Here is a 25529-nt window from a genome sequence, read left to right on the forward strand (position 1 = left end):
CTTCCCTCCAGATTCTGCTCCAATTTTTAATCAAGCCTCTTATTCACCATAAAGAAACGGGGGCCATGGCCCCCGCAAAAAGTGATCACAAGAATAATTTAATACTGAATATGCTAGCTCAATCGAGGACCTGCTAACTTTCTCCAAGAGAGTTTGCTGTGTAAATGCCCAGGCAAAACCAAAAGAACCGGGGTCACCAGTAACGTCAGGAGTGTGGAGAAGGACAATCCATAGACGATAGCACTGGCCAGTTTGACCCAGAATGATGCGATTACACCGTCGACCACAACATTTCGTCCTACCATGTCGACACTCACACCTAGGGCTAGCGGCAACAAACCTAAAATCGTCGTAGCAGTAGTGAGAAATACCGGGCGTAACCTCTGCGTGGAAGCTTTGAGGGCAGCCTCTGCGGGGCTAAGGTCAGGCTCACTTTTACGTACAAAGTTATAGGTATCGATCAAAACAATATTGTTGTTAACCACAATCCCCGCGAGGGCAACAATCCCTACTCCAGTCATGATGACACTGAAGGTGCTCTGGCTAAGCAATAAACCCAACATCACACCAATCGTCGACATAATCACCGAAGACAAGATCAGCAATGACTGATAAAAACTGTTGAATTGGGTTACTAACAGGATAAACATCAAAAACAGTGAAAGTAGAAAAGCCACCCCTAGAAACTGAAAGGACTCACTCTGCTCTTCATCCGCACCGCGAAATAATAACTCCACGCTTGGATCTACCGGATTCTGCTCAAGCCAAGCCCGGATTTCTTTGACCTTATCGTCTGGCAACACACCCTCCTGAGCGTCAGCTTTTACTTGCATGCGGGTAATGCCGTCGATCCTTTCAATTTTGTCTACTTTCGGCATGGCCACTGTATGTACAAAGCTGCTGATAGGCACTGTACCGCGCGGAGTGTTGACCTTGAGTTGATCAAGAGCGGCTATACCGCGAGCACTTTGCGGGTAACGAATACGAATATCCACCTCTTCATCAGTATCATCGGGACGGTATTCAGCCACTCGCACACCGTTGGTTACCAGCTGAACCGCTCGTCCTACTTCAGTCAGATCAGCTCCATACAAGGAGGCCTTGGCACGATCCACCCGCACCTCCCACTGAATCCCTGGGAGTGGTGCAGTATTGACAATATCTCGTAAACCACCGAAATCATCTTCCATTGCCCGGTGTAGTCGCCAAGTCTCGGCCAATAATTTTTCATAGTTCTGCCCGCGTAGCTCTAACACAATATCTTTGCCAACTGGCGGGCCGCCTTCCATTACGTTAGCCGTAACCTTGATCCCTGCAAAATTTGCTGTGCGTGCACGAATATCTTCGAAAACTTCCCGGCTGCGCCGCTCGCGCTCCTCAGCCGGCAGCAGCTCCACCAACATATTGGCAATCTGGTCCGGGGCACGATCGGAGTTACCGGAAATTCCACCGGAACCGATTGTCGTATGCGCTATACGTACTTCTGGAATACTCAGGACCGCTTTTTCCACTTGGGCGACCAGCACTTTCTTCTCCGCCATGGAGAGATTGCCCTGCGCTCTAATCTCAACATTGCCGTACTGCTCTTCGGTCTCGGTGAAAAATTCAACCCCGGCACCAAAGCGGCCAAAAGCAATAAATATGCAGACCAAGAGAACAATTGTGGTGGTAAAGGCCATCCCTGGGCGACGCAAGACAAAAGCCAAGAGGCGGGCATAGTAACCGGTAATTCCCGGTAGGAGCGTGGGCTGCCCCTCCTCTAACTGCTTTAAGTAACTACGCGTTGAAGCTGTTAAATTACTTTTGCCAAATAAAGCGCCCAGCACCGGAGCAAAAAACAGTGCATAGAGCAGTGATCCCGCTAATACCGCAAAGACAGTCACCGGCAGGTAGCGCATAAACTCGCCGACCACTCCCGGCCACAGCATTATCGGAAGAAAAGCGGCGAGCGTAGTTGCCGTTGAGGCGACAACCGGCCAAAACATACGACTGACCGATGCGATATAAGCGTTACGAGCACTCAAACCCTCTGCCATTTTTCGATCGGCAAATTCGGTAATCACGATGGAACCATCAATCAGCATACCGAGGGCCAGTAACATGCCGAACATCACCATAAAATTAAAGGAGTACCCCAGATACCAGGTGACGATAGAACCGAACAGCAGCGAGAATGGCACCCCCAATCCAACCAGAATGCCTGAGCGGAAACCCAGGGCAGCCACCACAATAATCATTACCAGCAGCATTGCGGTAAGAATATTGCCCTGCATTTCACTGACCATATCCCGCGCAAAGTTGGACTGGTCAAAAACAAACTCCACTTTTACGCCTTGGGGTAAAGCTCCCAGCTCCTCTTGCACAACCGATCTGACCCGATCTGCCACATTTACGGAGCTGGCGTCATTGCGTTTCTCGACATTAATAGCGAGACCGGGGCGACCGTTGATGCTGGTAAAACTCACAGCATCCTTGAAGGTGCGGCGAATATCGGTCACATCACCCAGGGTAACAACGCCATCTGCCGAATTCTTTAACGGGATCTCATAAACATCCTGTGCACTCTCAATCAGGCCGGGAACTTTGACAGAAAAGCGCCCGCGATCCGTATCCAATTCTCCTGCGGGAATCAGCAAGTTATTACCCAGCACCGCGTTAATCAGCTCTGCACTGGTCACCTGATAGTGCTCCAGGCGCACCGGATCAATAGTTGCCTCGACTACCTCTTCGCGATTGCCGTGTAGATCTGCGCTCAATACATCGCTGATATTTTCTATTTTGCGCTTAAGTAACTGGGCACTACTGAGCAGTACCCGCTCACTAACTTTTTCCCCAGAGAGGGTAACCACAATGGTGGGAAAAGGTTGCGCCGATGCCTCCTCAACGGTGGGTTCTTCCGCATCCCTTGGCAGCTCTGCACGGGCCCTCTCCACCGCGTTGCGTATATCATCCACCGCATCATCCACATCAATTGCGGAGTCAAATTCCACCACGATATAGGCCAGGGACTCACGGGCGACCGCAATCACCTCGACAACTCCCTCAACCGCACGGATTTCCTGCTCCAAGGGGCGCACCAAAAGGCGCACGCCATCCTCGGGAGAAATCCCCTCATGGGTAACCTGCACCATGACAAATGGCGGATTCACTTCAGGGCTAGATTCAATTGTCATAGCACCGCGGGCCACAAGCCCCACTAAGACAATCAGCAACATCAGGCAAATGGCACTGCGATTGCGCGCAATCGCATTCTCCAATAATTTCATCGCTAGTTACCTTCCTGATCATCCTGTGCACTGGGCACTGAAACCGGCTCAGGGGTGATATCCACAGGCTGGGATTGCACACTGAGTGCAGGTTCTGGTGGAGACATTTCCACCTTGACAATATCGCCCTGGCTCACATATTCCTGACCGACGGTGATCAGAGTAACCGGGTCCGGCAGGCCACTGACCCAAACACCCCCGTCTCCATCACCCACCAAAGTGACATTGATAAAATCGACCCGATTGTTTTCATTGAGCACCCGCACACCCAGTGTGCCGCTGTCATCCAGAGTCAGTAGTGAGGAGTTAATATGGTGTGCCAGTATTTCACCGGTGGGCAGAGCCAAGCGACCACTTAAACCACCGCGCAGCAAGTTGCCGGGATTATTCACTGCCACCTCGACACGGTAAGCGCGGGTGATCTCTTGTGCCTGCTGGCTGATGTAACGCAATTTACCCTGAACCGGAATACCACGTTGTAATTCTGCACTGGCCGGGCCCGCGGGCACTAAATTGCCCACTTGATTCTCGGAGACCTCACCAACTACCAGAATTGGATCCAAATCCAGCAGGGTCGCACATTCTTCTCCCCGGCGAATAAAATCACCCAGCTCTACTGCGCGCTTATTGACCACGCCGGCAAAAGGCGCGCGGATTTTCAAGTTATCCACCATCACCTTGGCCGAGGTGAAATCCGCCTGCGCTTGCGCCAGAGCAACATTCTGCTGAGCCATGGCCGTATCGGACTGCAAGCCTTTCTTTTTTAGCCGCTCAGCGCCAGCATAATCCAGACGCGCTTTATTGAGCGCGGCTTCGGCCAGGGCCAGTTTTTCCAGACGGTCCTCCGCTTCGATTTCACAGATCACCTCACCCTGTTGTACTTGGCTTCCCTCTGGCACTGGCAGCCGGGCTATCACACCATCCAGTTCCGCTCTCAGGCGCACGCTGCGATTTGCTTCGGTATGCCCATTGACCAACACCCGTGTCGCGTAGGACTGAGCCTCAATCCGCCGGGCCTGAACCCGCATCGCCGCCTCGGGAACAATCCCCGCTTTTTCGGCGGCATTCGCACTCTCACTATCCTCTTCAGGTAGCAAAACTCCACTGAATAGCCAGGCAAGGGCCAGTAGGGTAACGAGTAATGCGATTCGATAATTTCGGTTAGACCAGATAGATACCAGTGCACTCATAAATAGAAACCTGTCAGGCACAAATAAAGCGGCCGGCAGCAACGCTGGCGCAGTGTTTTGAGTAGGCCAAATTTTACACAGCCCAGTCGTATTCCTAAATTGAATTTTCAGAGAAATAGACCAGCTGACAAGGCTGCGGGGCCGGTAACATCAGTCGATGTCTGAGTAAATTGAGTATAAGAAGGGGCAGGTGCTTCGCGTGGGGCAAAGAGGGGAAATCGGTCAGACTGTCTTCACAGGGCACTCCGACCGCATCATTTAGTGAGAATTAAGACAGCATCGATTCCAAAAAGCCCAGCATGTCTGACTCATCATCAATCAGTTCACCGGAACCAAATTCCGCATTCCAATCGAGAAGTATTCTGGCCAGAGCCCTTGCCTGTTCGGCCAGGGCAACTAACTCTTCGCGGCTATTCTTCGGCCCTGTGTAAAGCTTTAATTTGCGATGGCTGTCGGCCAGTTGATGGCTGGGGTACTTAGAGCGATACACTTCCAACTTCCAGCGCAGCGAATGCACCATATTGCGATAAAACGTCAATTTTGTTGGCAACTGCAGCAGAGTGAAATCTTCAAGATCCCCAAACAGGGAGCAATCGAGCCCGAGCACCTGGGTCTCGCGGCTATTGTGCGCAGCAAAAATATTTGCGCTACGAGGCTCTGCCAACAACATAGAGAGATCGCCAAATAATTCCCCTGGGCGAATAACCGCCAGGGGACGCTCGCCATTAAGCCCATTGCCCTCCACTTGAACCTGCAGTTCTCCCCGCAAAAGGAAAAAAACCCACTGATCCACATCGCCGGCGCGCAGCAGCTGTTCGCCAGGTTCCAAACTCAAAAGTCGGGAGCGCTTTAACAATACATCGTACTGCCACTCACTGGCCGCACGAATATCTCGAAACAGATGAATGACGTTAAGAAGCTTATCGACAGCTTCCCGCGGATAGTCAATAAGGGGCTTGGTTTCCATAGATACCGCAAAATTAGTGAAAACTTTTCCATTTTTTCTAAAAGTGTGGCCGATGCCACTTGGCGATGCCGGATTCTAAACGATATCGATCTGCCACACACATCGTTGGCTATGACAATCGTTTCCCACTCGGCACCCGCGATCCTGCGAAGGGGGGCATTCTAACCTCTCCAGGCTTGAACTCCATTCCAGTTGCAGTAGAGTTAGGCGAAGTGTTGAGTACAGTGTGCTCACTCACACTTTGAATGCGCACTATTTCATCTGATTTGTGTGCACCGGGGAGGGACACCTCAATCTTAATTACCGGGACCCGAGTGTCCGGATATGCAGACACCATAGAACAATGAAATCGATAAAAATTGTCTTCTCACTTTGGGTGTTAACATTTGCTGTAACTACCTCAGCTGCACCGCTCTTAAATGGCCTTGCGCTCGAACAACAATTTAACAAAGAACTCTATATAGCCGCTGTCTACTCGGAGAGTCTTTCCAGTGATTCAGCCGGCCTTTACAACCCAGAGACACCGCGACGCCTGGAAGTACGGGTGCTCGCCAAAAGCCTGCCCGCGCGCCGTTTCCGCAACCAGTGGATGGAAAGTATCGCCATCAATAACCGCGGTGACACCCTGAGCAGTCAGGCGGAGGATATGGTGACCTTCGCCAACCTGTTTAAAGGCCGCCTGCACCGCGGGGACCAGTTAGCCATCGATTTTGCTGCCGACAGCGGTATCACCTCGGTTTCCCTGAATGGCATCACCCTCGGTGAGATAGTCAATCCGGATTTCTTCAATACCCTGCTGCGCGCCTGGATCGGCCCTGTCCCCCCCTCGACAGATTTTCGTGACGGACTGCTCTCTGCCGGAAATATTCCCGACTCCCTGCGCTCCACTTTTGAGAGCCTAGAGCCCAGCAGCGAGCGGATCGCCGAACTGCAGTTGAAGTTGATTAGCCAAGAGGAAGCCCTGGCGGCGACGCAGGCACCACAGAACGAGGAGGAGCTATCCAAGCCCACACTGGTTGAGGTGGATCTCGCCCCGCCCACCATGACTCTGACTCCGGCAAGCTCCGAAGTGTTGGAGGTGGCCGAGCAAATCACAGAGCAGGTAGCTCAGACTGAAGCCACCGATGGGCTCTCACAGACAGAGGAAGCCCCCCTGCAGCAGGAAAACGAAAGTAGCGGCGAGCCTATCCAACTAGCCGCAAACGACCCCGAGGATATAGCGCTGGCAGAAATGGATGAGGAGTTTGAGGAGGAAGAAGAGGCCCCCCTAACCGCCGGTATGATCTTGGCTCGCCAAATTTACACTTCCAATCTACTGCGCCACACCTACCGTCATATTCGCTATCCGAAACGCGCCCAGGAGCGGGGCCAGGAAGGTAGTGTGCGCCTGAATGTGGTTATTAACACCCGCGGCGAAGTAGAGGAGATTCAGGCAGTGCAAGAATCCCGCTTTGGTACTCTCAACCGTGAAGCTCGCGCTGCGGTAGAGAGAGCGGCGCCATACCCCGCAGTACCCTCCCAGCTGGGCGAGGAGACTTTCAGCTTCTCACTGCCGATTACCTTCAATCTACCCGACTGACCCACTCTTTCGCAAAAGCCCCACTCTGTGGGGCTTTTTACTAAGAAATTTCGCTAAATTTGTAACTCCTAACCAAATTAGCCAAGCCACCATCTGCCGCAATCCATCCGCCGCTAAACGCAGCCCTCTTGCCCAACCTTACTGTCCCCTTTTACCATGTACGTTTGATACAACTGTGCAAAATTTAGCCAAAAGAGCCGAAATGAAAAAACTATTACTACCTGTCGCTATTGCTGGCATTCTCGCCGGCACCCAGCTGTCACTAACAGCCCACGCCCACGATCACAGTGGCTCCAGCCACCATAAGGCCACTGCTGAACAGCAGCAGCTCACTTCCGGTATCGACCTCACCGCGATGGATACTAGTGTTCGCCCACAGGATGACTTCTTCGCCTATGTAAACGGCACCTGGCTAAAGAACACCGAAATTCCAGCAGATAAATCCCTCTGGGGCGGCTTTACAACCCTGAGAGACAAAAGCACAGAACAAGTTAAAACACTGATCATGGAGGCCAGTAAAGGCGCCAGCAGCAAAGATGCCAAGCAGATCGGTGACCTCTACAACAGCTTTATGAATGAAAAGCTGATTGAAAAGAAAGGCATTACTGCTGTCTCCTCCGAACTCGCCAAAATCGACGCAATTAAGACCCGCAAGGATCTGACTAACTATTTCGCCTACGCTGATATCGCCGGCTACGACGTACCCTTCGGTGGCGGCATCTACCAAGACCTAAAAGAGGTCGAGAACTATATTTTCTACCTGTGGCAGGCCGGCCTGGGTATGCCCGACCGCGACTACTATTTCGAAGATAGTGAGAAGAGCAAGGGGCTGCGCAAGGCCTATAAAGAGTATCTGGTAGAAATCCAAAAGTTAGGCCAGCTGGATAATGCCGAAACGTTCTCCAAGAAAATCTTCAAGCTGGAAGAGAGCCTCGCCAAGCATCACCGTACACGCCTGGACAACCGCGACCCCGAAAAGTATTACAACAAGAAATCCGCTGCGGAGCTGAAAAAGCTGATGCCTGCAGTTGACTGGAACAGCTACCTAAGCGCAGCCAAACTGGCCAAGGCTGACAGCTTTATTGTGGGCCAGCCCGAGTACCTGGAAGCCGCTAATCAGATCATTGTCGACACCGATATGGCCACCTGGAAGCGCTACCTGAAGGTCAAGGTACTTTCCGCCATGGCGCCTTACATGCACAGTGAGATTGCCCAGGCACATTTCGATTTTTACAACACCAAACTCCACGGCGTAGAGCAGATGGAACCCCGCTGGAAGCGCGGCACCCAGTTTGTGAATGGCGCAGTGGGTGAGCTGGTCGGCAAGCGCTACGTTGAAAAGTACTTCCCACCGGAAGCTAAAGCGCGCATGACTGTGCTGGTGGACAACCTGAAAGCCGCCTACCGTGAATCCATCGAGTCCTTGGAGTGGATGGGTGAGGACACCCGCAAACAGGCATTGTTTAAGCTGGAAAACTTCACCACCAAGATTGGCTACCCGGACAAGTGGCGTGACTACTCCGCCCTCAAGGTAGATGCCGATAACCTGGTGGGCAATGTGCTGGCAGCCAATATGTTTGAGGCCAGTTATGATCGCAACAAGCTGGGCAAGCCCATCGACCGCGGTGAGTGGGGCATGAGCCCACAGACCGTGAATGCCTACTACAACCCGGCAATGAACGAGATCGTGTTCCCCGCAGCAATTTTGCAACCACCATTCTTTAATATGAATGCCGACGATGCAGTGAACTACGGCGGTATCGGTGGTGTGATCGGCCATGAAATCGGCCACGGCTTCGATGACAAGGGCAGTAAATTCGATGGCAAGGGCTATCTAAATAACTGGTGGACTGACTCTGACCGCAATAACTTTGAGAGCCTTACCAGTAAGCTGGTCTCCCAATACGACGCCTACGAACCCTTAGAAGATGAGCACATCAACGGCAAGCTGACTCTGGGTGAAAACATCGGCGACTTGTCCGGCCTCGGCATCGCCTATAAAGCCTACAAAATGTCCCTGAACGGCAAAGAAGCACCGGTCATCGACGGTTTCACCGGCGATCAGCGCGTATTTATGGGCTGGGCACAGGTTTGGCGTAGCAAGATCCGCGATGAAGCTCTGAGCGGCCGTATGAAGGTGGATACCCATTCTCCTGCGGAGTACCGAGTGAAAGGGGTCCTCCCCAATATCGAAGCTTTCTACGAAGCTTTTGATATTAAAGAAGGTGACGGTATGTACCTGCCGAAAGAGGAGCGCGTGAAGATCTGGTAATCGCTGGCAATAATCCTGCCATCTGTTACCGGCTTTCCGCTCTACCGGCCGCCCCGGCGGCCGGTTTCTCTCAATATTTTCCTCGAAGTTTCCCTCTCTCCTAATATTTCCTCATTCTTGTACCATCCATTTCATCAACACTACAGGATGGACAAATCTTTGCCGCAATAGCTTAAGATGGATGGCGTGCTTTCATAAGAGATACCACCAATGGCCCATCGCACCCAGTTCCAACTGCTTGCCAGCCGCCGCTTTCTGCCCTTCTTTATCACCCAGTTTTTAGGTGCCTTTAACGATAACGTATATAAAAATGCGTTGATCGTGATGATCGCCTTTCGCTTGGTGGAAAGCGAAGCCAATGCTCTAATTAATATCGCCGCCGGCCTGTTTATTCTGCCGTTTTTCCTATTTTCCGCCTCTGCAGGTCAGTTGGCGGACAAATTTGATAAGAGCCGCTTAATTAGACTGATCAAGCTGGGAGAGATCGTTATTGGCTCCCTCGGTATAGGTGCGCTTTATAGTGGCAGTAATCTGCTCTGCCTTGCCGTTTTGTTCCTGCTCGGAGTGCAGTCCGCCTTCTTTGGCCCGGTGAAGTACGCCATCCTGCCACAATCCTTGAAACGCTCTGAACTGGTCGGTGGTAACGCCCTGGTAGAGATGGGTACTTTTGTTGGTATCCTCGCCGGCACCATTGTAGGCGGCCTACTCGCCGGACTGACCGGGCAAGGGGAACACGGTCTCTTCTACCTCAGCCTGATTATTATGGGGGCCGCGATATTCGGTTACTTGGCAAGCCGCTGGATTCCTCAAAGTCCAGCGCCCTCGCCAAATTTGCATATCAACCCAAACCCCATCACCCAAACCAACAAAATCCTGCGCACTACTGCCAAAACCCCATCAATTTTCTATGCCATTATCGGCATCTCCTGGTTTTGGCTATTGGGCGCGGCTTATCTGACGCAGATACCCAGTTTTACGAATAATGTACTGGGGGGAGATGAATCCCTTGTCACCCTATTGTTGTGTGCCTTTACCGTCGGTATTGCCCTGGGCTCCATGCTGTGCGAGCGTTTATCCAACGGCCATATCGAATTGGGCCTAGTACCACTGGGTGCCGCCGGTCTCACCATTGCCGGAATCGCCCTTTCCAGTGCCGGGGGGGGCTTTCAGGAACTGCAAGAGCCCACCTTAAGCGCTTTCTTCAACAGCGATGGCGCCCTCACTATTCTTATCTGCATCGTATTGTTAGGTATTTTTGGTGGCCTCTACATTGTGCCTCTCTACGCTATGATGCAAGACCGATCGCCTCGAGAAATTCGCGCACAGATTATCTCGGTCAACAATATTCTTAACGCGCTGTTTATGGTTGTTTCAGCGCTGCTGGGTATTTTATTCCTGAATATCCTAGGAGCCACGATTCCACAGTTTTTCCTGGTCATCGCCCTGATGAACGCCGCCGTGGCTATCTTTGTATTCACCAAGGTTCCCGAATTCGCGATGCGTCTACTTATCTGGATGCTCTCCCACACAATGTATCGGGTAAAGCATCAAGGGTTAGAGCAGATTCCCGCAGAGGGACCAGCCCTGATCGTGTGTAACCATGTGAGTTATGTGGATGCCCTACTGTTAGCCGGCGCCGTACGCCGCCCAATACGCTTTATCATGTATAAGCCGATTTACGAAATCCCGGTACTGCACTTTATCTTCCGCACTGGGCGCGCCATTCCCATCTGCTCCAAGTCACGGGATCCTGCAGGCTATGATCAGGCATTCAAGGACATTGAGCAGGGTTTGCAAGATGGTGACCTGCTATGTATTTTCCCAGAGGGACAACTCACTAAAGACGGAGAGATGCAACCGTTTAAAGCCGGCATTGAAAAAATCCTTGCGCGCACCCCTGTGCCAGTAATCCCCATGGCCCTACGCGGACTTTGGGGCAGCTTCTTCAGTCATAAAGGTGGACACGCCTTCACCACCCTGCCAAAGCGCTTCTGGTCCAAAGTCAGTGTCGTGGCAGGCGCTCCGATTAAAGCGCCTGAAGCCAAGGTAGAGGCATTACACGATGAGGTACTGGAGTTGCGCGGGGAATTAAAATAGATCAACACATATTTTGGGGCTGGGATAACACCAGCCCTGTCATCAAAACCCTCACGCGCCAGGATATTTGACCAGACCAAGGCTACTGTAGTCTTACTGCTGTCCTATGCTTAACCAAACTTCCTTCAATGTAACCCCATCTTCAGAACCTTATAAAGCACGATGACCGAATACGGGTCTAACAAGGAATATTCGCAGCATCACTTAACAAATATGAATCCCCGACTGATAACCAATCAGATATAGGCTGTCTCATGTAAGGAAGTGGCAATGGCTCGACAGAATCAGTTTCAGCTATTGGGAAAACGCCGCTTCCTCCCCCTATTCCTTACTCTGATCACTGTCTATTTCAACAACAATATCTTCAGAAATGCTCTCTTAGTTATTCTCGCTTTCCAGCTGGCAAAAAACGAAGCCAATACTCTGATCAATCTGGCAACCGCACTTTATCTTTTACCTTTTTTCCTGTTTTCTATCACAGCGGGACAATTGGCAGATAGGTTCGATAAAAGCAAATTTATTAGGCTGATTAAGCTGCTAGAAATCCCCATTGTACTTCTGGGGGCTGTTGCGCTGTATGCCAACAGTAAGATGCTAAGCTTCTTAGTTTTATTCCTATTAGCAACCCACGAGACTTTCTACGGCCCTGCCCGCTATGCAGTTATGCCCCAACACCTGAAACGAAAAGAACTGATGGGTGCTAATGGGTTGGCACAAATGGCAATTTTTGCTGGCAGCCTTAGCGGTGCAATCGTAGGCGCTCTACTCGCAGATTTTATCAAGCCGGGACAACATGGGGTTTTATATCTTAGCCTTGTCATGTCTGGTATCGCAGTTTTCGGTTATTTAAGCAGCCGCGCAATACCTCCAGCACCACCATTGTCATCCCGCTTAAAAGTGAATTGGAACCCAGTAAAGCAAACTCTGAAAATTTTACAGCAAACAATGAAGAACCCTTCGGTTTTTTATTCCATCATCGCCTGCTCTTGGTTTTGGTTAATCAGCACAACTTTTATTGCGCAAATTCCCAGTTTCACCAAAAACACACTGGGCGCCAGCGAACCTGTGGTTACCCTGATGATTTGCTGCTTAACAATTGGTATTTCGCTTGGATCCCTTATGTGTAATACCTTATCTCGAGGCCGCATTACACTTGGCATAGTGCCCATCGGTGGGCTTGGAATAACTCTGGGCGGGCTTGGTCTGGGTTTTAGCGCACTAGGTTTTCATACTATATCTGGAGCTTCCATATCAGAATTTATGATGAGCGACAACGCAGTTTCAATTTTGCTCTACACAGTATTGGTGGGTTTCTCCGGGGGGATCTTTATCGTGCCACTCTACACCATCATTCAAGACCGGGCAGAAAAGCAAATACGCGGACAAATTCTTGCACTGAACAATATGTCTTACGCCCTATTCGTGGTCATAATCTCAATAGTCAATATTATATTGCTAGATGCGGCAAAGATATCTATCACCCAACTTATAATATTCCTTGCAATTTTAAATCTCCTTGCATTAATTTTTATCTGTTTCAAATTACCCGAGCTGTTAGTGCACCTAACCACCTGGGCCTATACAAATATCGTGGCTCGAGTGCAAGGAGAAAACTTGAAACTGATACCAGAACAAGGAGCCACTCTCATCATCTGCACGTCCATGAATTACCGGGCACCGCTAATCCTATATGAGATAATACCGCGCCCCGTTCGTTTTATCTTACCGCAGTCATTATTCAATCATAAATTAATACGCTTTCCCCTTAGTAATGGGGGCACACAACCTATAATTTACAACTCAGAAAAAACAGAAAAGAATATCAACATTCTCAACGAAATAGAAAACGCAACAAAAAAAGAGGAACTTTTGTGTCTATTTATAGACAAGCAAGATCATTCAAGTTCAACCATGAAAAGAAGAAAACAGTTATGGGGCATATTTAGGAATCAGAACGCTCCCATTACTCAAGCACTATTACAGATCAAGAAGACAAAAAGCCAGTTAAGCAGAAGAACATTATTAACCTTAAAAAACATTTACAAAGACGACGATATTTAAAAAGAAAACCTACAAAGACAGCCTCACCATTTAAGGATAAAGACCTCAAAAACCACAACTACTCTTTTACAATAACAATCAACACTATAAAACCAGATTCCATCTACTAGTTGGCAGCAGTTCCTTCTACTCTCTAAGCATCCACTGATTCAGCTTTACCCTATGCTATTAGTTACTCACTTTTGCACTGATACAATGGTTTAGTCACTGGATTTGTTCAAGGGAAGCAACCCAACTAAAGAAAGGCGCCAATGGCCCAGCAAAACCAATTCACCCTTTTTACCAAGCGCCGCTTCCTGCCACTGTTTCTCTCACTGATCAGTGCCGCCTTCAACGACAATATTTTCAAAAATGCACTCCTGGTGATGCTGGCATTTAGTCTGGCGGAGTCCGAGGCTAATGCCTTAATCAATCTCGCAACGGGCTTTTATATACTGCCGTATTTTCTCTTTTCGGTAACGGCCGGCCAGCTAGCGGATAAATATGACAAGAGCCGAATTATTAGGATATTGAAGTTAGCGGAAATATTTTTTGTCTTGCTGGGAGCCTATAGCCTTATTTATAACAACCAGATCCTGAACTTTATTGTGTTGTTTTTAATGGCAACACACACCGCTATATTCAGCCCTGTGCAGTATGCCCTACTACCCCAACACCTAAAGCGCAGCGAGTTGATGGGAGGCAATGGATTGGCACAGATGGCTTCCTTTGCCGGGGTGTTAGTCGGGACTATTGCCGGTACCCTACTCGCCGGTTACACAAAACCGGGCCAACCGGGACTGGAGGAATTGGGAGCCATCATGGTTGTGATAGCCGTCTTAGGCTATCTTGCCAGCCGAATGATCCCACAAGCACCCCCCCCGACCCCAGACTTGCGCATCGACTGGAACCCCGTATCCCAAGCTTGGCGTATAATGCGGCTAACGGTTAAGAATCCATCAGTTTTTTACGCTATTCTCGCCTGTTCCTGGTTCTGGCTGGTCAGTTCAGCCTATCTGGCACAGGTGCCCAGCCTCACCAAGAATGTACTGGGCGCGAGCGAGCCAGTTATCACCATTATTCTGTGCTGCCTATCCATTGGTGTGGCGGCGGGCTCCCTGATGTGCGAAGCACTCTCCAGAGGGCGCATCACATTTGGCATAGTACCTATCGGCGCCTTGGGGATCACTCTAGGTGGGCTGGGCCTCGGTATAACCACTGCACAGTTTGACACCTTGTCCGGGGCATCTATCAGCGAATACCTGCAAAGTGATGGCGCTTATGCCGTACTCATATATACCGCTTTGCTGGGCATATTTGGCGGTATCTTCATTGTACCGCTTTATACAATCATGCAGGACAGGACCGACTACGCTGTGCGTGCGCAAGTCCTATCCCTAAACAATGTTTTAAACGCCCTATTTATTGTACTGATCTCGCTGCTTAGTATTTTTTTTCTCGATGTACTGAAAATTACAATTCCGCAGCTATTTATCCTGATGGCTCTGGTGAACTGTACAGTAATGGCTTTATTGTTTTTCAAACAACCAGAATTTATTGTGCACTTACTTGTGTGGCTCTCCTCGCATCTATTCGCCCGTACCTCCTACGGAGAACTCAAACACATTCCCGCCACAGGAGCTGCATTGCTAGTCTGCAGCCCAGCAGCCCGGCTGGCGCCCCAACTGCTTATGGATACTCTGCTGAGGCCGATTCGCTTTATTCTGCCCCAGGGATTTAATCAATTTCCTTTGCTGCGATTCATTTTTAACAATTACAGTCTTGCGCCCATTTTTTACGACGCGACAAGAGATAAAGAGAAGTTCACAGCGGAAATACGTCGAGCTGTAGGGAATGGTGAATTAATCTGCTTCTTTCCCGTTAAAGATCACTGTGACAGTGAATTTGCTGATGCTCAAAAACAACTAAAGGAGGTCTTAACCCATACAGCCACCCCCATATTCCCCCTTACTCTGAAGGGATTGCACGATGAGGTTTCAGGCAACCCCAATCATAAAAAAATGCGCTTTTTCCCCAAAGTACTTATCAGCGTAGGGCAGCCTATTGCAGCAAAGGATATAAACAGATCAGCCTTAGCTGAGTAACTCAACCAAAGTGTTACTTAATTCATCGATTTAACCAGCAGCCACTAACCACCAGTAAAAAATGTGCCTTATTCGAACCCCAAATTCAGAGTTTAATCGCGCTCAAGTCCAGCAACAGCTGCGAACTCCACACCCAAATAGGGTAATTGGTATATTCAGATTCTAAGTGGAGCTTCTTTAGCAAAAAAATACCCGCTTCTAGGAGCGGGTATTTTCAATACTTTCAGGCTGTGTTTTATTAAGCAACCTTAGCTGGAGCCTCAGTAGAAGCACTCCCCTTTCTCATCAGCCAAAGCGCTCCGATAAGCACCAAGGCCTGCAAGCCAATCCCCTGCCAAGTTGGGTAAATACCCAGCCAGTCGAAGCTCAACTGCACCGGCAGCGGTGAAATACCAATCCAGGCCGCCTCCTGCAACGCGGCAACCGCCTTGCCTGCAAGTACGAATGACAGTGCCAGCAATACATAAGTGGTCACGCTGAAGAATTTACCGATCGGCAGGCTCACCGAGTAACGCACTAGGGCAAAACCAATTACCGCCAGTAAAACTACACCAGCGCCAATCCCTGTCCACAAAGTGCCATAATGACCTGCAGAAGTCTGCGCCAGTAGAGATTGATAGAACAGGATGGTCTCGAAGATCTCACGGTAAACTGCGATAAATGCCAGCCCCGTAATACCCCAAAGGGCACCGGTACTCAGGCTACGGTTGATGCTTTCACGGATATATTTCTGCCACTCGTCCGCTTGTGTTTTACTGTGCATCCAGAAGCCCACATAGAAGAGCACTACCGCGGCCAGCAAGGCGGCCACGCCCTCCATCACCTCACGACCGGCGCCACTAATGGTGATCAGTGTTTGCGCCGCAATCCAGGTGGCAAAGCCGGCGGCAAAGGCACCGACCCAGCCCACATGCACAAATTTGAGGGCATCGCGACGGCCAGTTTTTACCAGGATGGTAGTCAGAGCAATCACCACCAACAGCGCCTCCAACCCTTCACGCAGAAGAATCACCAGACTGGCAATAAATAGAGCAGCACCAGACAGGTTGCCCTCCTGCATTAGCGACTCCGCTTGAGCTAGTTGCTGCAGGATTGTCTCAATCTGCGCCCGAACCTGTTGGGGATCGCTATCGGCATGGAGTTGCGCGCGCAATCCCAGCAACTCACGCTCAGTGGCCAAGCGCAGGTCTGCATCCAGAGAATTCAGGGAATTTTCCGCCATCTCAAAACCATCGAGATAGGCGCTGATAGCCAGTGTGCGAGCTTTGGCGAAGTCGCCCTGTTGATAAGCCAGCAGCGACGCCTGTAACTGTGTGCGCGCCACACCAATGGGAGAGCCGCCTACCGAAGCCTCTGCGGTAAACAGCACACTCGGATCAGCGCGTAGTGCCGCCACCGTCTGCGAGGAGATTTCCGGACGATCATTGCGCAGCACCTGTGGGCTATACATCACCATATCTTGCAAGCTAGGTTTCATTTCCGCAGCCGGGTCGCTTTCACCGGCAAATGCCAAGCCACCCACGTAAAAAGCGAGAGACCAGCGCTGCTGCTCGGTGAGGTTAGCGAATGCAGTCATGGCGGTGCCATCAATACCATTGCTGATCGCATCGTAAAGCCCCAACAGAGAACGATTACCAGCGCGCTCGCGCTCGTGGAAATTGGTCGGCGCAGGCTCCAGATTCGCCGCCAAGGGGCCGTCGCCGTGGCCCTCCACACCGTGACACGCAATACACTGGGCCTGATAGAGCGCGAGAGTCTCTTCAGTACTGACTAATCCACTTGGCAGTGATAATGCCGGTGCAATAGCTAGCAACCCCTGGCGCAAACTGGCTGTGTGTACCTGCACTTCATCAGTATCTGCTTTGCGCTGGATCGCCGCCTGTAAGGCCTGGGCCTCTGCGCGAATAACACTGGCCTCGGTGGAATCTTTTAGCTGCTGCCCACGGTCGATCAGCAGCCCGGCGAACTCCTCCATTTCAGCATATTCGTCGGCATTGATGATCTTGCCTCCGGCCACAGCCTCCGGGTAATCAACGCCAATATACTCCGCCATTTGCATCAACTGGCGCAGTTCCTGCTCTGAGAGCCCCCCCTGCTGAGCCTGGGCGGGGATAATCGAAATGGCCAGCAACGCTAAAAACAAGCGAGCCAGATAGTGGGAAAGGCGCATGGAGTGTCCTTTTCAGTTGCTACAAACAATATTCGTTATGAAGCGCACAATATTATTGATAATCATTCTCATAATAAACCCCATGCTTAAACTCACCTATATTCATTGAGTTGAAAAAAAAGCCTTGCTTTTTACATTGCCCACAATTAAGTTGTGCACAACTTAAAAAGCGGAGCACACCATGACAGACCTTTACTCGATCCCCGTAAAGACCGCCAGCGGCGAAACCACTTCCCTTGAGGACTACAAGGGCAAACTGATCCTTGTCGTAAACACTGCCAGCAAGTGTGGATTCACCAAGCAGTACAAAGGACTCGAAGCCCTCTACGATCAATATAAAGACCGCGGCCTAACCGTGCTTGGCTTCCCCTGTAACCAGTTCGGCAAACAGGAACCCGGCAGTGACGATGAAATCCAAGAGTTCTGTGAACTGAATTTTGGCGTCAGCTTTCCCGTTTACGCCAAACTCGATGTCAATGGCCCCACGGCTCACCCACTGTTTGTGGAGCTGAAGAAAAGAGCACCGGGCCTCCTTGGCACCGAAGGCATCAAGTGGAACTTCACCAAATTTCTGATCAGTAAGGATGGCAAGGAAATTAAACGCTACGCCCCAAAAGACACCCCTGAGTCCCTGCAGGAAGAAATCGAACGGATGTTGTAACTGTGATTTGCGACGAAGATTCCGAGCTGGCTCTCAACCGCCAGCTCTGTTTTGCCCTTTACGCTGCCTCCAGGGCTATGACGAAAGCCTATCAGCCCATGCTGCAAGACCTGGGTATCACCTACCCCCAGTACCTTGTGTTGATGGTGCTCTGGGAGTGGGCACGTGAAGATGAAAACTGCGAAATCGAAAAAGACGGAAAGGATAATGAGAGAAGCCTCGGCGCTCTTGGGCAGCGCTTGATGCTCGATTCCGGCACCCTCACCCCCCTCTTGAAGCGCATGCAAGAACATGGACTGGTAGAGAGAAAACGCGCTCCATGGGATGAACGGGTCACCCTAGTGGCGGCCACCAGTGCTGGTCTGGCATTAAAGCCCCGGGCCAAGCAGTGGGTGCAGCAAAACATCCAAAACTCAGCCATTACTCGTACTGAGGTGGAACAGCTTCACAGTGACCTCTGGCAATTTCTAAACAAGCTGGAAGGCAGCAATCCCATAGGGACTGCAAAGTAGAAACAATATTTTCCTCATCGCCCCCGGGAACCTTCATCCTTGGGGTAAACACCCCAAGAGAGAAAACAAGCCAACAAATAGCATAATTATTAGGACGTAATCACCCATAAAAAACGATTTGAATGAATATTTAGGATGAGCGTTGACCTCAAGCTTAAAAAACCTCCATAATATGCGAAATCCAGTCCGCTGCCGGTATCACCACACATGAAGACTGACAACTGTACTTTTCAGCCTCGCCATTTCGCCCTAGCTTCCTCGCTACGACTGCCCTTGCGCGGCATATAATTTTTCTCCCCCCCACCCTCAACAGAATTCCCAACTTTATTTGGACGTTGCGTAGACAGCGGCGAAGCCCCTTGTTTAGCCTCGAAACAAATAAGGAGAAAAAACAGAAATGAGCACCAAAAAAGATAAGTTAGTCATTTTTGATACCACTCTGCGCGATGGAGAGCAGAGTCCCGGCGCCTCTATGACCAAAGAGGAGAAGGTGCGCATAGCCCGTATGCTGGAACGCATGCGTGTAGATGTGATTGAAGCTGGCTTCGCCATTGCCAGCCCCGGAGATTTTGAAGCTGTTCAGGCGGTTGCCGAAGCCGTGACCGAGTCTCGTATCTGCAGCCTCGCTCGCGCCGTCAACGCCGATATAGTGCGCGCCGGAGAGGCCCTGAAAAAAGCCAACGCCTCGCGTATTCACACATTTATCGCCACCTCCCCAATTCATATGCAATACAAGCTGCAGATGGATCCGGAGGATGTGCTGCAGCAAGCGGTGAAAGCCGTAAAGACCGCGCGCCAGTTTACCGACGATGTTGAATTCTCTCTGGAGGATGGCAGTCGCTCTGAACCGGAGTTTATGTATCGCATTATCGAGGCGGTGATCGCCGCCGGTGCCGGCACTATCAATATCCCCGATACTGTCGGTTATGGTGAACCGGGCGAGTACGGTGCCATGTTCCGCCGGGTTATCGAGAGTGTCCCCAACTCCGACAAAGCCATCTTTTCTACCCACTGTCACAACGACCTGGGTCTGGCAGTGGCCAACTCCCTGTCGGCCGTTATGAACGGCGTACGCCAGGTAGAGTGCACCATCAACGGCTTGGGTGAGCGCGCCGGTAACGCCTCTTTGGAAGAAATCGTGATGGCGGTACAGACCCGCCAGGATCTCTACCCGGTACACACCGGCATCGACACCAGCCATATTGTGCCCACCTCACGCATGGTCTCGTCGGTAACCGGCTTCCCGGTACAACCCAACAAGGCCATTGTCGGTGCCAACGCCTTCGCCCATGAGTCCGGCATCCATCAGGACGGGGTACTCAAACACCGCGAAACCTACGAAATCATGCGTGCCGAAGATGTGGGTTGGGGGCAAAACCGCCTGGTGCTCGGTAAACATTCCGGCAGGGCCGCGGTACGTGCCCGTTATGAGGAGCTGGGCATCGCCTTTAGCGATGGCGAAGAGTTCCAACTGGTATTCCAGCGCTTTAAAGAACTGGCCGATAAGAAGCACGAAATTTTCGACGAGGACCTGCACTCTCTGGTGGCCCTGCGCGAGGAACCCGCCGAGCGCTTCAAGCTGCTCGACCTGGACGTACGCACTAAAATCGGCAGTGCGCCACAAGCCTTTATCGAACTATCCATCGATGGTTTGCCCCACCAGACTGAGGCTCAAGGCGGCGGACCGGTAGATGCCACTTTCAAAGCTATCGAGCATATCGTAGATAGTGGCGCAGACTTAAAACTGTATTCCGTCAATGCCGTCACCCAGGGAACAGATTCCCAGGGCTCTGTCACCGTGCGATTGGAGAGAGATGGCCGTCTAGTCAATGGTGTTGGCGCCGATACCGATATTTTGATTGCCTCGGCACAAGCCTACATGGATGCGTTAAACTTGCTCGCCATCAGTGAGAGTAAGAAACAGGGCGTGTAAGTGAACGAGCTGCAGCGAGCGGAATATCTATCGGTACTGGGTATAGCCAGCTATGTGCCGCGCTTTGTATTACCGCTCGCTCCCGAGCCCCGCCAGGCCAAGCTGCCACCGGCGGAGCCTGATACCGCTACTGACCAATCGCTGCCGTTAGCTAGCAACCCCCTGCCGCAGTCTGCGGCACAGATTGTCGACGCACCGGCAACCAAAGAGCGTGATACTGTCGCGGCGGAGATCAACGCACTAACTAGCGCGACAAAAGCACAGGCTCCGGCAAAACCTACTATTGCCATACCGGTGGCGGCGCCGAGCCAGCAAGTGAAACCCTTTGTACTCAACTGCTGGCGTCTCGGCGAAACCCTGCTGGCAGTAGACAGCCACGAGCCCGGTGCCGCACTGCCACTAGAGTCTCTGTTCGGCAATATCGTTCGAGCGCTTAACTGGCACAAGCTACCGCGCCAGCAAGAGCGCCTGCATTGGCCAATGGCAGAAAACCGCTTCAGCCCAGCAGCAGACGCGTCGGAGGCCCGCGATACCTTTTCCAGTTGGCTGGAGGCCTCCTGCTCGCGCTATCCAGTGCGGTCGATCTGGTTGATGGGGCAAGAGGCACAGGAATTCTGTACACCTCAGCCTCTGGAAAGCGATATCAACAACTGGGATGGTATACGCATCCTGCCCATGCCCAGTCTGTCGCAACTGCTACAACAGCCGCAACGCAAGCGCGAACTCTGGCAGCTGCTGCGCAAAGCCTATCCCGCAGAGACCCGCGCTCAATGATGTTGTCCAACACCAAATTGGATTTACGTCTCGCCGAGGAGACTGACTGTACCGCTCTGGCCAATCTGGCGCTCAGTGCCCACAGCCACCCCTGGAGTGAGACACAATATCTGCAGAGCCTAAAAGACGGGCACCAGTGCTGGCTACTCAACAGCGGCAGTGAGACTGTCGCCTGCTGTGTAATCAGCCAGCTGTTTGACGAAGCGGAAATTCTCGATGTGGCCGTGGTACCCCAGTGGCGCCGGCATGGCTTGGCGGAAACGCTGTTGCGCCGCATTATCGACGAGCGACACAAAGATATCCGGCGGCTATTGCTGGAGGTGCGGGCCTCCAATCTCGCCGCGCAGTCACTCTATCGCAAACTGGGTTTTTCTGAGGATGGCTTGCGCAAGAATTACTATCCCGCGGAAAACGGCAAACGCGAGAATGCTGTACTCATGAGCCTCGCCCTGGCAGAGCCGCAACCGTAGCTTTAAACGGTCAGCGGGCGTTTGCCCCAAGTTTCTCGCCGAGCCATCCCACGCAGTTTTCCGCAGGGGATGCTGCCGAACCATACCTTCATTGCCTGAGCAGTATCAGAAAATCTGCCCAAACAACCGATTTGTTGGAAAGAGTTATCGAATGTCGCTATCTAAAAGCAGTCCCTCACTCCTAGAAGGCTCGGTTTCCGGCCACCTGCAGAGACTGGCTCTGCCCATGGTGTGGGGTATCCTCGCGGTAATGTCCTTCAATATCGTGGATACCTATTTTGTCTCACAGCTGGGCAGTGCCCCTCTAGCGGCTATGAGCTTCACCTTCCCGGTTGTGATGGTCATCAACAGTTTCTCCATTGGTCTCGGCGCCGGTACCTCCTCCGCGGTAGCCCGTGCCTACGGTGCCGGAGATGTAGGGAATGTGCGCAGATTAGTAACAGACGCCTCGGTATTGGCGCTCCTCATTTCTCTGCTGATTACTGTCGCCGGCCTGTTGAGCATTCGCCCCCTGTTTTCCCTGCTCGGTGCCAGCGAAGAGCTGATGCCACTGATCGAGGACTACATGGTGCCCTGGTACATCGGCACCATCTTCGTGATAGTCCCCACCATTGCCCTTTCGGCTCTGCGCGCTATCGGCAACAGCGCGCTGACCGGTCGAATCATGGTGGGGGTGGCCCTGTTCAATGTGATCCTCGATCCTATTCTGATTTTTGGCTTGCTAGGGTTTCCCCGGCTGGAATTACAGGGTGCAGCGATCGCCACTGTCATCGTGCGCGCCATCAGTTTCTTCTTCGCCTTCTATTATTTGATCCGCCGGGAAAATCTTGTGGCCGCGCCCCAATGGCACTTCGGTACCCTAGTCGAATCCTGGCGTAAAGTTCTCGCAGTGGGACTGCCGGCGGTACTCACCAATGTCATTATCCCCATGGCCGGCGGTGTTGTAGTAGCACTGGTGGCCGTACACGGCGACGAGGCCGTGGCCGGACTCGGCGTGGCCCTGCGTATCGAGCCAGTCGCCCTGATTATTTTTTATGCACTTTCTGCAGTCGTCGGCCCCTTTATGGGACAAAACGCCGGGGCCGGCAACACCGACCGGCTGCGGGAAACCGTCAGTGTATTGGCGCGCTTCTGCCTGATACTGGGGACGGGGTTGGCGGTGCTGCTTTATTTGATCGGCGAGCCAGTAGTGCGCCTGTTCAGCGACTCCCCAGAAGTTATCGCCGTGGCTGTCGCCTACCTGAGCCTTGTGCCGTTTAGCTATGCCGGTTACGGTTTTGTAATGTCGGCCAACGCCGCCTTCAACGGCCTTGGTCGGCCATTACCTGCAACCATGATCTCGTTCCTGCGGGTACTCGGTATCTATCTACCCCTAGCGTGGGTCGGCAACTATTTCTGGGGCATGACCGGATTGTTTGCCGCTACCGCCGCATCCAACCTATTGCTAGGCGCCCTATCCTGGTGGTGGCTGCGCCACGATACCAGCAAGCGCAGTGCGGAAGTCGACACAACAGAACCCCTATCGGCCAGTTAATTTCAGTTCAGGAAAACACAAGCGTCAGCCTCATTGCGCAACTCTCCCGTCCATGAGGCTGCCTCTTGTTCAACTTTACAGCGCTGTATTTCACTCTGCCGCACTTCATAATGAATTATCCGCCACACTAGTGAGCTTGCATATTACTTCCCACTTTGCACGTTAGTTTCAGCCGTGGCCGAACCCAGAGTCCGGTCACGCCTACTTACTCCGCAGCAAGGACGGTGATTTATGCAAGAAAAGGAAAGTGCATCGCTTCGCTGGCAACTGTGGCGCAACACAGTCCTGTCAGCTCTACTCTCGACCCTGGTTTCAACAAGCCTAATGGGCTGCGATCAGGACGACCCCGATACCCCTCCAAAAGATGATTCCGGAGATAATGGCGGCGGTAACAACGGGAACCACGAGCCCTGGATTCTGAACACCACTGGCGTCCGCGCACCCTATATCTACGAAAGCGATAGCAACGAACAGGTATTGGTGAACATCCAGAGTGTGGAGTCAGTCATAGTGGACGGCAAAGATTACACTCTGGTAACGGCGACAGGTATCCCCGATTACGAAACCGAAATCACCGACAAACTATACGGTTGGCTGATCAATCGCCCCAAGGCCGCCACTGATTTCGTCAGCGGTAGCCCCATTGTGCAGGTTGGCGATGTCGTCAGCTTTGGCCAGGATATCGGCTACCGCAGTAACACGCAGAGTTGTGCTACGAGTGCAGGATACGGCTACTGGCCTCCCGGTCCCGTGTGCCCTGAGAACGTCTCTCACCAAGGCTACTTCCCACTGGCACCAGAAATGTCCGATGAAAGCTGTGAAAGCGGGCTTGGAGCACAGGGCTACTGGGTCAACGGCACTTCCATCTATCAGTGGAGCGATGGCCAGGTAGTGGATGGCACTTGGCACACCTTGGCACCGGTGGCAGAAAAGTACGATGTCGATATCTGCGGAGGCCATGCGGCTAGGGGGGATTACCATCACCATTTTTACAGCGGCTGCCTGGCGGATCTGGTTGGGGACTCAGGCGGTGCTCACTCCCCGATTTACGGCTTTACCGCCGATGGCTATCCCATCTACGGCCCCTGGGAAGCCGATGGAGAACTGGCCATAAGCAGCTGGGCCATTCGCAATTACGACGACCCCAGCGCACCGAGTGGTTGCGGCATAGCCGGGGAGCGCAGCTGCTTGTTGATCGATGAGTACGATTTCACTAAAGGCACTGAAGTACTAAACAATAGAGGCCCCAGTACCAGTGATATTTTCACTTCTCTATCGGGCAATACGTTTATTACCAGGTCTGGTTTTTTCTATGAGGATTATTATTGGGACAGCGTCCTTACTGCGCTCGGCGGTGCCTATCTGGATCAATACAACGGTCACAGCGATAGTGAACGCGGTTACCACTATCACCTCACCGTGACCCAGGCCGAAGACGGGCAGCTTATTCCAGCCTTTCCCTATACCTTCGGGCCGCGCTTCTACGGCAAGCTGGATAGCCAGACGATCGTCAGTGTCTGTTCCGATGAGGTCGGGGGCGGTACTCCGCCGAGACCCCCACTAAGGTAAGCCGAAACACCTTAAGGTTTTGCATTTATTTTTAAGAGCTGCTGCAATTAAACCGCGCTGCGGGATTCCCCCACAGCGCGGTTGGCAATCTCACCCCCACAACTGTCACTACGCTTGAAGACTATTCCCCAAGGCAAACTTTGCAAAATTTAACAGTGTCGATCTCTGCCAGAGAGCGACATCATATTTTTTTCATCGCGTTAAAAAATCAGCAAAGGGGAATGAATGACTTCTCCATACCCATTGGGGAGAAAGGTTTTTGCAGACATAGCCGCTTTCACGCAATGGTCTGTTTTAGCGCAATAGTGAAAGGCATTTCTCATCGGGAAAACCAGCTGCGCAAGTCTGCATATTGTCCATATTTTGTCCTCTTTTCTGCAGTACTTTCAG

16 protein-coding genes are annotated in these 25529 nt (G+C 51.8%); 12 read left to right on the forward strand and 4 right to left on the reverse strand.

The window, feature by feature from the left end:
* Positions 1-113 precede the first annotated feature (113 nt).
* From ACJJIT_RS16565 to ACJJIT_RS16575, 3 genes are all read right to left on the reverse strand, one after another.
* Positions 114-3266, reverse strand: coding sequence for an efflux RND transporter permease subunit (locus tag ACJJIT_RS16565; RefSeq protein ID WP_444899092.1), 3153 nt, complete (start codon positions 3264-3266; stop codon positions 114-116).
* A 2-nt stretch (positions 3267-3268) separates the two neighbouring features.
* Positions 3269-4456, reverse strand: coding sequence for an efflux RND transporter periplasmic adaptor subunit (locus tag ACJJIT_RS16570; protein WP_444899093.1), 1188 nt, complete (start codon positions 4454-4456; stop codon positions 3269-3271).
* Positions 4457-4724: 268 nt separating this feature from the next.
* Positions 4725-5423 (reverse strand): cyclic nucleotide-binding domain-containing protein, encoded by a 699-nt coding sequence (locus ACJJIT_RS16575; RefSeq protein WP_252084550.1) that lies wholly within the window; start codon positions 5421-5423, stop codon positions 4725-4727.
* Positions 5424-5766: 343 nt separating this feature from the next.
* Here ACJJIT_RS16575 and ACJJIT_RS16580 point away from each other — a divergent pair, with 343 nt between their 5' ends.
* From ACJJIT_RS16580 to ACJJIT_RS16600, 5 genes are all read left to right on the forward strand, one after another.
* A complete protein-coding gene (locus ACJJIT_RS16580; RefSeq protein ID WP_444899094.1) occupies positions 5767-7002 on the forward strand; it encodes a TonB family protein in 1236 nt (411 codons plus the stop codon).
* 202 nt (positions 7003-7204) lie between these two features.
* The gene (locus ACJJIT_RS16585; protein ID WP_444899095.1) at positions 7205-9274 is read left to right on the forward strand and encodes a M13 family metallopeptidase; all 2070 of its coding nucleotides are present in this window, start codon (positions 7205-7207) and stop codon (positions 9272-9274) included.
* A 210-nt stretch (positions 9275-9484) separates the two neighbouring features.
* A complete protein-coding gene (locus ACJJIT_RS16590) occupies positions 9485-11371 on the forward strand; it encodes an MFS transporter (protein ID WP_444899096.1) in 1887 nt (628 codons plus the stop codon).
* 270 nt (positions 11372-11641) lie between these two features.
* Positions 11642-13432 (forward strand): MFS transporter, encoded by a 1791-nt coding sequence (locus tag ACJJIT_RS16595; protein ID WP_444899097.1) that lies wholly within the window; start codon positions 11642-11644, stop codon positions 13430-13432.
* Between the two features lie 251 nt (positions 13433-13683).
* A complete protein-coding gene (locus ACJJIT_RS16600) occupies positions 13684-15516 on the forward strand; it encodes an MFS transporter (RefSeq protein WP_444899098.1) in 1833 nt (610 codons plus the stop codon).
* 238 nt (positions 15517-15754) lie between these two features.
* Here ACJJIT_RS16600 and ACJJIT_RS16605 read toward each other — a convergent pair whose 3' ends face one another.
* A complete protein-coding gene (locus ACJJIT_RS16605; RefSeq protein WP_444899099.1) occupies positions 15755-17686 on the reverse strand; it encodes a cytochrome c/FTR1 family iron permease in 1932 nt (643 codons plus the stop codon).
* A gap of 181 nt (positions 17687-17867) precedes the next feature.
* Here ACJJIT_RS16605 and ACJJIT_RS16610 point away from each other — a divergent pair, with 181 nt between their 5' ends.
* From ACJJIT_RS16610 to ACJJIT_RS16640, 7 genes are all read left to right on the forward strand, one after another.
* A complete protein-coding gene (locus ACJJIT_RS16610) occupies positions 17868-18347 on the forward strand; it encodes a glutathione peroxidase (protein ID WP_444883748.1) in 480 nt (159 codons plus the stop codon).
* Positions 18348-18349: 2 nt separating this feature from the next.
* Positions 18350-18859, forward strand: coding sequence for a MarR family winged helix-turn-helix transcriptional regulator (locus ACJJIT_RS16615; protein ID WP_444899100.1), 510 nt, complete (start codon positions 18350-18352; stop codon positions 18857-18859).
* 397 nt (positions 18860-19256) lie between these two features.
* Positions 19257-20792: a 2-isopropylmalate synthase gene (locus ACJJIT_RS16620; RefSeq protein ID WP_444899101.1), complete on the forward strand. Its 1536-nt coding sequence runs from the start codon at positions 19257-19259 to the stop codon at positions 20790-20792.
* A complete protein-coding gene (locus ACJJIT_RS16625) occupies positions 20793-21566 on the forward strand; it encodes a hypothetical protein (RefSeq protein ID WP_444899102.1) in 774 nt (257 codons plus the stop codon).
* The gene (gene rimI, locus ACJJIT_RS16630) at positions 21563-22036 is read left to right on the forward strand and encodes a ribosomal protein S18-alanine N-acetyltransferase (RefSeq protein ID WP_444899103.1); all 474 of its coding nucleotides are present in this window, start codon (positions 21563-21565) and stop codon (positions 22034-22036) included. The genes ACJJIT_RS16625 and rimI overlap by 4 nt, the downstream gene beginning before the upstream one ends.
* A gap of 151 nt (positions 22037-22187) precedes the next feature.
* A complete protein-coding gene (locus ACJJIT_RS16635) occupies positions 22188-23570 on the forward strand; it encodes an MATE family efflux transporter (protein WP_252084538.1) in 1383 nt (460 codons plus the stop codon).
* A gap of 231 nt (positions 23571-23801) precedes the next feature.
* The gene (locus ACJJIT_RS16640; protein ID WP_444899104.1) at positions 23802-25139 is read left to right on the forward strand and encodes a YHYH protein; all 1338 of its coding nucleotides are present in this window, start codon (positions 23802-23804) and stop codon (positions 25137-25139) included.
* Positions 25140-25529: the final 390 nt, after the last annotated feature.

It is taken from the genome of Microbulbifer mixtoriginis (SeqCode) (assembly GCF_052467515.1).

What these genes read in the sequence shown, in the direction of transcription:
- ACJJIT_RS16565 (WP_444899092.1), bottom strand. Translation starts at nt 3,266, where the DNA reads ATGAAATTATTGGAGAATGCGATTGCGCGCAATCGCAGTGCCATTTGC.
- ACJJIT_RS16570 (WP_444899093.1), bottom strand. Translation starts at nt 4,456, where the DNA reads ATGAGTGCACTGGTATCTATCTGGTCTAACCGAAATTATCGAATCGCA.
- ACJJIT_RS16575 (WP_252084550.1), bottom strand. Translation starts at nt 5,423, where the DNA reads ATGGAAACCAAGCCCCTTATTGACTATCCGCGGGAAGCTGTCGATAAG.
- ACJJIT_RS16580 (WP_444899094.1), top strand. Translation starts at nt 5,767, where the DNA reads ATGAAATCGATAAAAATTGTCTTCTCACTTTGGGTGTTAACATTTGCT.
- ACJJIT_RS16585 (WP_444899095.1), top strand. Translation starts at nt 7,205, where the DNA reads ATGAAAAAACTATTACTACCTGTCGCTATTGCTGGCATTCTCGCCGGC.
- ACJJIT_RS16590 (WP_444899096.1), top strand. Translation starts at nt 9,485, where the DNA reads ATGGCCCATCGCACCCAGTTCCAACTGCTTGCCAGCCGCCGCTTTCTG.
- ACJJIT_RS16595 (WP_444899097.1), top strand. Translation starts at nt 11,642, where the DNA reads ATGGCTCGACAGAATCAGTTTCAGCTATTGGGAAAACGCCGCTTCCTC.
- ACJJIT_RS16600 (WP_444899098.1), top strand. Translation starts at nt 13,684, where the DNA reads ATGGCCCAGCAAAACCAATTCACCCTTTTTACCAAGCGCCGCTTCCTG.
- ACJJIT_RS16605 (WP_444899099.1), bottom strand. Translation starts at nt 17,686, where the DNA reads ATGCGCCTTTCCCACTATCTGGCTCGCTTGTTTTTAGCGTTGCTGGCC.
- ACJJIT_RS16610 (WP_444883748.1), top strand. Translation starts at nt 17,868, where the DNA reads ATGACAGACCTTTACTCGATCCCCGTAAAGACCGCCAGCGGCGAAACC.
- ACJJIT_RS16620 (WP_444899101.1), top strand. Translation starts at nt 19,257, where the DNA reads ATGAGCACCAAAAAAGATAAGTTAGTCATTTTTGATACCACTCTGCGC.
- rimI (WP_444899103.1), top strand. Translation starts at nt 21,563, where the DNA reads ATGATGTTGTCCAACACCAAATTGGATTTACGTCTCGCCGAGGAGACT.
- ACJJIT_RS16635 (WP_252084538.1), top strand. Translation starts at nt 22,188, where the DNA reads ATGTCGCTATCTAAAAGCAGTCCCTCACTCCTAGAAGGCTCGGTTTCC.
- ACJJIT_RS16640 (WP_444899104.1), top strand. Translation starts at nt 23,802, where the DNA reads ATGCAAGAAAAGGAAAGTGCATCGCTTCGCTGGCAACTGTGGCGCAAC.